General features: G+C 65.9%; 6 protein-coding genes and 1 riboswitch. Of the genes, 5 read left to right on the top strand and 1 reads right to left on the bottom strand.

Features of this window, described 5'->3' with window-relative positions:
- Nucleotides 1-279 (top strand): DUF2249 domain-containing protein (locus HMPREF1136_RS00045; protein WP_034504132.1); only part of this gene is annotated, 279 nt, incomplete at its 5' end.
- Between the two features lie 144 nt (nucleotides 280-423).
- Nucleotides 424-903, top strand: coding sequence for a toxin (locus tag HMPREF1136_RS00040; protein WP_009647239.1), 480 nt, complete (start codon nucleotides 424-426; stop codon nucleotides 901-903).
- A gap of 1673 nt (nucleotides 904-2576) precedes the next feature.
- Here the strand turns inward: HMPREF1136_RS00040 and HMPREF1136_RS00035 are convergent.
- On the bottom strand, nucleotides 2577-3122 hold the full coding sequence (locus tag HMPREF1136_RS00035; protein WP_009647241.1) for a DUF2218 domain-containing protein: 546 nt from the start codon (nucleotides 3120-3122) through the stop codon (nucleotides 2577-2579).
- A 194-nt stretch (nucleotides 3123-3316) separates the two neighbouring features.
- Between HMPREF1136_RS00035 and HMPREF1136_RS00030 the strand changes: the two genes are divergently transcribed.
- The 3 genes from HMPREF1136_RS00030 (at nucleotide 3317) to HMPREF1136_RS00020 (ending at nucleotide 8088) form a co-directional block, all read left to right on the top strand.
- Entirely contained in the window at nucleotides 3317-4789 is a 1473-nt protein-coding gene (locus tag HMPREF1136_RS00030; protein WP_009647238.1) for an amino acid permease, read from the top strand.
- Nucleotides 4790-4817: 28 nt separating this feature from the next.
- Nucleotides 4818-4919, top strand: a riboswitch (TPP riboswitch).
- Nucleotides 4920-4949: 30 nt separating this feature from the next.
- A complete protein-coding gene (locus HMPREF1136_RS00025) occupies nucleotides 4950-5546 on the top strand; it encodes an ECF transporter S component (protein ID WP_009647246.1) in 597 nt (198 codons plus the stop codon).
- Between the two features lie 10 nt (nucleotides 5547-5556).
- A complete protein-coding gene (locus HMPREF1136_RS00020; protein WP_009647242.1) occupies nucleotides 5557-8088 on the top strand; it encodes an ATP-binding cassette domain-containing protein in 2532 nt (843 codons plus the stop codon).
- The last annotated feature ends 150 nt before the right edge of the window (nucleotides 8089-8238 follow it).

Raw genomic sequence — 8238 nt, 5'->3', positions numbered from 1 at the left:
GGCGGTGGCCACGGCAAGGTCCACGCTGGCGGTGCCGGCGTCATCCACCGCCCCGGCGCGGACGAGCTTGTCATTCACTCGATCCCCCGCGTCGTGCGCCACGCGGTCCTCTTCGCCGCGGTCGACAACCTGCCCGTGGGTGAGAATCTCCAGATCTGCGCACCCCACCAGCCCGAGCCGCTGTTCGCACACCTGCAGAACTCTGAGCAGCACTACCGCGTGGAGACCCTCGAGGCCGGTCCCATCGACTGGCGTTACCGCGTCACGCGCCTGGCCTGAACACTCCTCCTGACACGAGGCCGTGGTCGGCTCTGCTTTCCCGGCGGAGTCAGCCACGGCCTCGTCGTATCCGAGTGCAGATCGGCAGCAATTTTGTGACCCTGTTCGCGTGACGGAGCGCGTGCGAGCCGGTACCGTTGAGGTATGAGCATCTTTGACAGGACTTCTGACGGTGACGTTGAGGACGAGCTGGACCGCGTCGAGACCGACGTCGTCGTGGACTGTGACAGTGAGGCCGCGTGGGCCCTCGTGTCGGAGCCGGGCTGGTGGGTCAACGATGGCCCGCTGGGTGACCATGAGGTGAGCCTCGGAGACGACGGCATCTACCGCGTGAGCGACCCGGACGTTGGCGACTGGCTGATCGAGAAGGCCGACGAAGACCCCATGGATGTCGTCGCCTTCCGCTGGTACCCGCTGGCCGACGACGAGCTGCCCGACGAGTACGCGACCCGCGTCGAGATCTCTCTGTCCGAGGAGCGCGGCGGCGTCGGCATCCACGTCGAGGAGTCTGGCTTGGCGTCCGTCTCCGACGACGAGGCCGTGGCTCGTCAGGCGTACGAGGACGCGGTCGGCATGTGGGAGCAGGTCCTGGCCGCAGCGAAGAGCTACCTCGAGGGCCGCTGAGCGTCTACGGCTTCCGAGCCGACATCTGTTGATGTCGGTGAGGTTTCGCCGTTTCGACGTCAGCGGCTCGTTGGCCGCGGCGGTTGGCGTCGTTTCGGCATCTGCTGCTGTCGTTGAGGTTCCGTCGTCGCAGCATTTTGTCGGCGAATGACTCGTAGTTAGCGCGTTGCCAGACTGTGAACCCCCGCAGTCTCACGACTGCGGGGGTTCGTTGTGAGCGTGTGGCCAGTGACGTTGACGCTATCCGTCGGGGCAAGGGAGATGCCTGTATATGCATTGAAACGGGGCTATCGATCGTCTCAATGGAGGGTGGTGTCAATGGGTGGTAGCGATGAGTTCGTTGCATGCGTGGGTGGGGGTGTGGTAGCCGAGGGTGGCTCTTGGGCAGTTGTCCGTGATTTTTCGATCAGCGATGTCGGGGCGCTTCAATCAATCAATCGCATCCCAACAATGGTGGGACAAACCCGCCTCCAACCGCGCCATGATCGCAGCGTGATCCAGGGCACCAAGCATCCGACGACACCCCATGACCAGCCTCCAACCAGCATCACCGCTACACGAAAATTGCTGACACCCTATGACACTGCCCGGTTTGGTCCGCGGTTGTGCTTGTGAGTGTGGGCGCTGCACCCGATCCGTAGGCAATGCACCCGTTCTGGTCGGGTGTAGCGTCCCGTAACGGGTGTAGCGTCCCGTAACGGGTGCAGTGCCGGGTGTGGGAGTTGCTGCGCGAACCATGGTGGAACTTGTGACTCCGAAGCGTTGCGCCATTGAGGGGAACAGTGCACTAGCTAGCAAGTGGTGCGGTGCGCTAGGTAGTGTAGTACCTGCCCAAGTGGTGCATTGTTTGCCTCGATAGTCGTCCCGCCGTGTTTGGACTTGTTCCTCAGTGGTGTTGCACTGTTTAGGGAGCATTGACTAGCTGGGAGACGGTGTAATGCTCCCTAACTAGTGCAGAGCCTCCGGCGGCGTCGCTCAGGATCCCAGTAAGAGGTGCGATGCTCCCCTGATTGTGCGTCCCTTTTCAACGTCGCATGCAATTCCCTTGAGAGTGTTTCAACTTTTTAAGTCAGAACGTTGAAATCATGCGGTTTTTGAGGCGTTGATGCGTCAGGCCTTCAGGGAATTACGTGCGGAATTGGTGAATGTTCGGACGGTGGTGGCGTGGCGTAGGGCGCGGGTCGTTTTAGCAATGGGGCGCCAGAAGCCGGCCGCGGCCTAGCTTGTTGCTAAGTGGTGTTACACCATTTAGCTGGGTATTACACCAGTTCCCAGGTAGTGTAATGCTCCCTAACTGGGGTAATGCTCCCTAACTAGTGCAACGCCCTGCAGTGGTGAACCGTTTCCGATGCGGATCTCTGCGTGACTCGTATTGATACGCGTGGGCTTGGGTGTGTCCCCGAAATTTCGCATGCAATTCCCCTGTGCCTGCTTCAACTTTTGAAGTCAGAACGTTGGAATTCTGCGGTTTTTGAGATGCTAACGCGTCCGGCCATCGGGGAATTGCATGTGGAATTGATGGACCTGCCGGGCCTACGCTGCTGCGTGCCCGGTTGTTGCGTGCATCGTCGTGTGTGCTTTGATGCATGCCTGCTCTGGCACGTGCCCGGTCTAGCGTCGCGCGTACCGTGCTTGGGTGTCCTGCCGCGCCTAGTCCGCGGTGAGCGCCGCGACTACTCCGCTTGTCCGGTCTCGCGCGTCGCCTCGCGGGCTGCTTTCTTTGCGTGGGTGTGGGCCTCTATGTCGGCGGCAGTGAGGGGACCCTGCGTGGTGCCGGCGCTGCCGTCGGTGCGCCGCCACGAGATGGTCAGGGCGTCGCGCACGCCGAATCGCGCCAGGTGAATGCCCGCGACGTGCTCGAGGTGATCAGCGCGCTCGGGGGTCGTGCGCAGCTCAAGAACCAGTGCCGACGGCATTGCGCTCACGTCGAAGCGTCCGACTGCGGGACCCTCGCGGTCAAAGAGGAGGTAACCGCTGTCGGATGACTCGTTCCATTCGCCGGTGACCTTGTGTGCCATGTGCGTTACGAGCTGCTTGCCGTAACGCGCCGCGCGCTGCGTGGGCACGCTCGCCGTGGAGGCCAGGGGGAACGAGGCCGGGGCAGGCGCGACCGCGGTGGATTCCCCCGCGGGGGGCTGGGGTGTGGAGCCACTCGGACCGCCGCAGGCAGCCGGGGCCTCGTTCGAGGAATGGGGAGCGGGCGTCGCAGAAAGATTCATGAGCCTAACCTAACTTGCATGGTTGTTTTGTGCGCAGCAGCGGCTTCAAAGTGCTCGGGGCGTGCCGTGCGACACCTGAATTCGGTCGCGGGCGGGCCGGTGCGGTAGCGTTGGAGGGTCAAGTGTGCTCCGCGCGCACGCAAAGACCGTGCAAAACGCCGCCCGCGGGCGGCATCCGGCGGAAAGGAAAACGAATGAGCAGCGAGCCAGTCGTGCATGATGAAGCCCGGCAAGGGGGCGGCGAAAAGCTCCAGCGAAACCTGAAGAATCGCCATATTCAGCTGATTGCGATCGGCGGTGCAATCGGGACGGGCCTGTTCATGGGTTCGGGCAAGACGATCTCTGTCGCGGGTCCGTCGATCCTGTTGGTCTACATGATCATCGGTGCTGTCCTGTTCCTGTTTATGCGCACGCTCGGCGAGCTGCTCCTGTCGGATCGCAAGTACGCGACCTTCGCGGACATCGCGCGCGACCTGATCGGCCCGTGGGCAGGCTTCGTGACGGGGTGGACGTACTGGGCGTGTTGGGTTGTCACCGGCGTCGCCGACATGATCGCCATCACCGGTTACACGCACTTCTGGTGGCCGAATCTGTCCCCGTGGATCCCCATCACCGCTACGACCCTGCTGCTTTTTGCCCTCAACGCGATGACGGTCAAGGCTTTCGGCGAGACCGAATTCTGGTTCGCGCTCGTTAAGATCGTCGCGATCATCGCCCTAGTCGTCGTCGGCTTCGGTATGGTCGCCATGGGCACGGTCGACGAGGAAGGGACGGCCGCAGCCGTCTCGAACCTGTGGAGCCACGGAGGCTTCTTCCCCAACGGATTCACCGGCTTCCTGGGTGGCTTCCAGATCGCGCTTTTCGCCTTCATTGGTATCGAGATGGTGGGCACGACGGTCGCCGAGACCGATGACCCGGACACCACTCTCCCCAAGGCTGTCAACTCGATTCCTGTGCGCATCATGCTCTTCTACGTGGCGGCCCTCGCGGCCATCATGATGGTGACCCCCTGGGATCAGGTGAGCCCGGAGAAGTCCCCCTTCGTCACGATGTTCTCCCTGACGGGCCTGGGTGCGGCAGCCACGATCGTTAACCTGGTCGTGCTCTCCTCGGCAGCGTCCAGCGCGAACTCGGGTATCTACTCGACGTCGCGCATGCTCTACGGTCTGGCCCGCCAGGAGCAGGCACCCGGCATTTTCGCGCGCCTCTCGAAGCATCACGTGCCCCTCAACGCCCTGTTCTTGTCCTGCGTGTGCCTGCTGACGGCTATTGTCATCATGGCGACGGGCGGCTCGATCTCCGCGGCCTTTACGCTGGTGACCTCGGTGTCGGCCACCCTCTTCATGGGCGTGTGGGTCGTCATCGTCGTCTCCTACCTGGTCTATCTGCGCAAGCGTCCCCACCTGCATAAGGAATCGCACTTCAAGTCCCCCGGCGGTGCCGTTGGCGCGTGGGTGGTCTTGGCGTTCATGGGGGCCATGGGCGTCATTCTGGCGATGTGGGACGATACGCGCCCCGGCCTCGTCTATTCCCTGGTGTGGATCGCGTTCATCGTGGGCGCGGCCTTCGCGAACCGTCATTTCCTGCTGCGTCGTGCGGCGCGCGGCGTCCTGGGCGACGGTGGTACGGGCGAGGGTCCCCGTCAGGGGCCTCACCTGCATGAGTAGCGTGATAAATACTAGGTGACTATGCTCACTACTGTGCCACGGGAGCTCGACGCGAGCTGAGAGGGGACCATCCCCGACCGTAGAACCTGATCCGGATCATACCGGCGTAGGAAGGCTCTTCCCTCGTGGCCGCCGTGCATCACGAAGGGAGTATTGTCGCATGGCAACCACTGTTTCCCTCCGCTGGAGGGTCATCGATATTGTCACCGCCGCTGTCCTGGGCGTCGCGTGCGGCCTCATTTTCGTCGCGTGGAACCAGGTGGGTTACGCGGGCTACGAGGCCCTCAAGGCGATTGCGCCAGGTCTCGGCGGTCTGGTGACGGGCGTGTGGCTGCTGGGCGGCACGCTCGGCGGCTACATCATCCGCAAGCCTGGTTCCGCGCTCTTCGTCGAGCTGGTGGCCGCCACCGTCTCCATGGGTCTGGGTTCGCAGTGGGCGGTCGAGACGCTGTATTCGGGCCTTGCACAGGGCATCGGTGCTGAGATTGTTTTCGCGCTTTTTGCCTACCGCCGTTTCAGCGTGTGGGTGGCTGCCGCCGCGGGCGCGCTGTCCTTCGTCTGCGAGTGGGTCCTTGAGCTTTTCCTCTCCGGCCACCTCGCGAAGGGTCCGCTCTACAACGCCATTTACTTGGTGTCCGGCGTGGCCTCGGGCATCGTTTTGGCCGGCGTCCTCGCGTGGGCGCTGACGAACGCGCTGGCAAAGACGGGCGCGTTGGATCGTTTCGCTTCGGGACGCGGAGCGCGTGAGCTTGTCTGATTCCCGCTCCATGAACGAGGCCTCCTCCGCCTTCTCCCGCTCCGTGTCCTCCCCGGATGGCCAGGTGCCGCTGGGTGAGGGGACGGGCGCGCGCGTGCGCGCGCGCGGATGGGGATGGCGTCACGCTGGGCGTAAGAACGCCGCGCTGTCGGATGTTGATCTCGATATTGCGCCGGGTGAGCGCGTGCTGGTGCTCGGGCCGTCTGGCTCGGGCAAGTCGACGCTGATGGGTGGCTTGGCGGGCCTGCTGGGCGGTGCTGAGGAGGGCGAGGCCTCGGGTTCGCTCACGGTGGACGGCGTGTCCCCGGCGGATGCCAGGGGCCGCGTGGGCCTGCTTATGCAGGACCCCGAGGCCCAGGTGGTGCTGGCTCGCGTGGGCGATGACGTGGCCTTCGGCATGGAGAATCTGGGGGTTCCTCGCGAGGAGATCTGGCCTCGTGTGGAGGAATCCCTGAGCGCGGTGGGCTTGGACGTGCCCCTTGATCATTCGACGACGGAGCTGTCGGGCGGGCAGAAGCAGCGCCTGGCGCTCGCGTCGATCCTTGCGATGGGTCCGGGTCTGCTGCTCCTAGACGAGCCGACCGCGAACCTGGATCCTAGTGGCGTCGCCGAGGTGCGCGACGTCGTCGCCTCCGTTGCGGAACGCACGGGCGCGACCCTGGTGGTTGTTGAGCACCGCGTGGACGTGTGGGCTTCCCTCGTGGATCGCGTCATTGTGGTGGCCGACGGTCGCATCGCCGCCGACGGCCCCCTGAGGCAGGTCCTCGAGGAACAGGGAGAGGCCCTGCGCGAGCGCGGTATCTGGCTGCCCGGGGACGACGTGGCTGCCGAGGTTGGCCCCGCGCCCGAGCCCGTCCCGGCCTCGTCCGAAGCTGCCCCCATCGCCCGCGTCACCGACCTGACGATCGGCTACGACCAGGATGCCCCCGTGCGCAGCGGCATCAACCTGACGCTCGAGCGCGGCGTGTCCACCTGCATTGTGGGTGCTAACGGCGCGGGCAAGTCCACCTTTGCGCTCACCCTCGCGGGCCTCCTCAAACCCATCGCGGGTACGGTCGAGGTCGAGACCTCCGACGGCACGCGCGGTGACCCCCACGAGTGGAGCAGCAAGCAGCTGCTGGGCCGCATGTCGATGGTCTTTCAGGAACCCGAGTACCAGTTCCTGGCCTCCACCGTCGCCGAGGAACTCGCCATCGGCCCGCGCGCGGCCGGCATGAGCGAGGAGGAGATCACGCCCCTCGTCGAGGAACACATGGAGGCCCTGGGCCTCACCAAACTCGCGCGCGCCAACCCCATGACGCTCTCCGGCGGCGAGAAACGCCGCCTGTCGGTGGCGACCGCGCTCATCAGTGCCCCCGAGCTGCTCATCCTCGACGAGCCGACCTTCGGGCAGGACCGCGGCACGTGGCTGGGCCTTGTGCGCCTCCTGCGCGCCGCCCTCGCGCGTGGCGTCACCCTGGTGTCGATCACGCACGACCCCGCGTTCGTGGCCGCGATGGGCCAGCGCGTCGTCGACCTGGGGTCGCTCGGGAGCCGAGGCGGGGGAGAGTCGCGCGGTTGCGCTGAGTCCGCGCTCGCCTCCCCACTTGACGAGGCCGACTCGGGTTGCGCGTCCCGCACGAGTATTGGGTCGGAATCTGGCGACAGCGCCGACGCGGCGGCGAACGGCAACACGATGGGTACCGAGGCGCCTGCGGGCGACACGCCTGCGGGCGAGGCGCCTGCCAGTGCGGCGACCGCCGGTGCCACACGGATGGGTGCGCCAGCCTCGGGTCGCACGCCCCGGCGTGGCCTCCTGACCCGCACGAATCCCGTTGCCCGCGTGCTCGCCCTCCTGGTGGCGACCACGCCGCTGCTCGCCACCATCGACCCCGTCAGCGCGGGGGTGGCGCTCGCACTCGAGCTGGCTCTCATCCCCCTGTCGGGCGTGTCGGCGCGCAGCTTCTTCCTCAAAGCGACGCCGCTGCTCGTCGCCGCGCCGCTCGGTGCCCTCTCGATGTTGCTCTACGCCGCGCCCGGCGGGCGCGTCTATTGGTCTTTTGGGCCCGCTGCGATTTCCGACCACTCGATGTGGCTGGCCCTCGGCATTGCCCTGCGCATGTGCGCACTCGTCATCCCTGCCATCGCCCTGCTCGACCGCATCGACCCGACCGACATGGGCGATGGCCTCGCGCAGATCCTGCACTTGCCCGCCCGGCCGGTGCTGGCCGCGCTTGCGGGCGCACGCATGACCTCGCTGATGGCCGCCGACTGGAAGGCCCTCGAACGAGCCCGCCGCGCCCGAGGCGTGGGCGACGCCTCGCGCATCCGCTCCTTCCTGCGCGGCTCCTTCTCGCTGCTCGTGTTTGCGCTGCGACGCTCCGGCAAGCTCGCGACCACGATGGAAGCTCGAGGGTTCGGCGCTTCCCGCGCGCGCACCTGGGCGCGTCCCTCGCGCCTGCGCGCCGCCGACGCGGCCCTCATGGCGGTCGCCATCGCCGTTCCCACCATCGCGCTGACGGTCAGCGTCTGGGCCGGCACCTTCGCGCTGGTGGGCCGATGAGCGGCCAGGCGGGCGCGTCCGCAGGGGTTCCGGGCGGGGGAATACGGGTCACCGTCCCCGTGTCCCTCGCTCCCGACGAGGCCGCGCGAGACCTCGCCCCGCGCCTGCGCGCGCTGATCGACGAGGCTGCCCCGGCCTCGTCCGGCGACG

Source organism: Actinomyces sp. ICM47 (assembly GCF_000278725.1).
Taxonomy (GTDB): Bacteria; Actinomycetota; Actinomycetes; order Actinomycetales; family Actinomycetaceae; genus Pauljensenia.
Note: the sequence above shows the minus strand (reverse complement) of the source record. Positions and strands in the feature narration are given on the sequence as shown.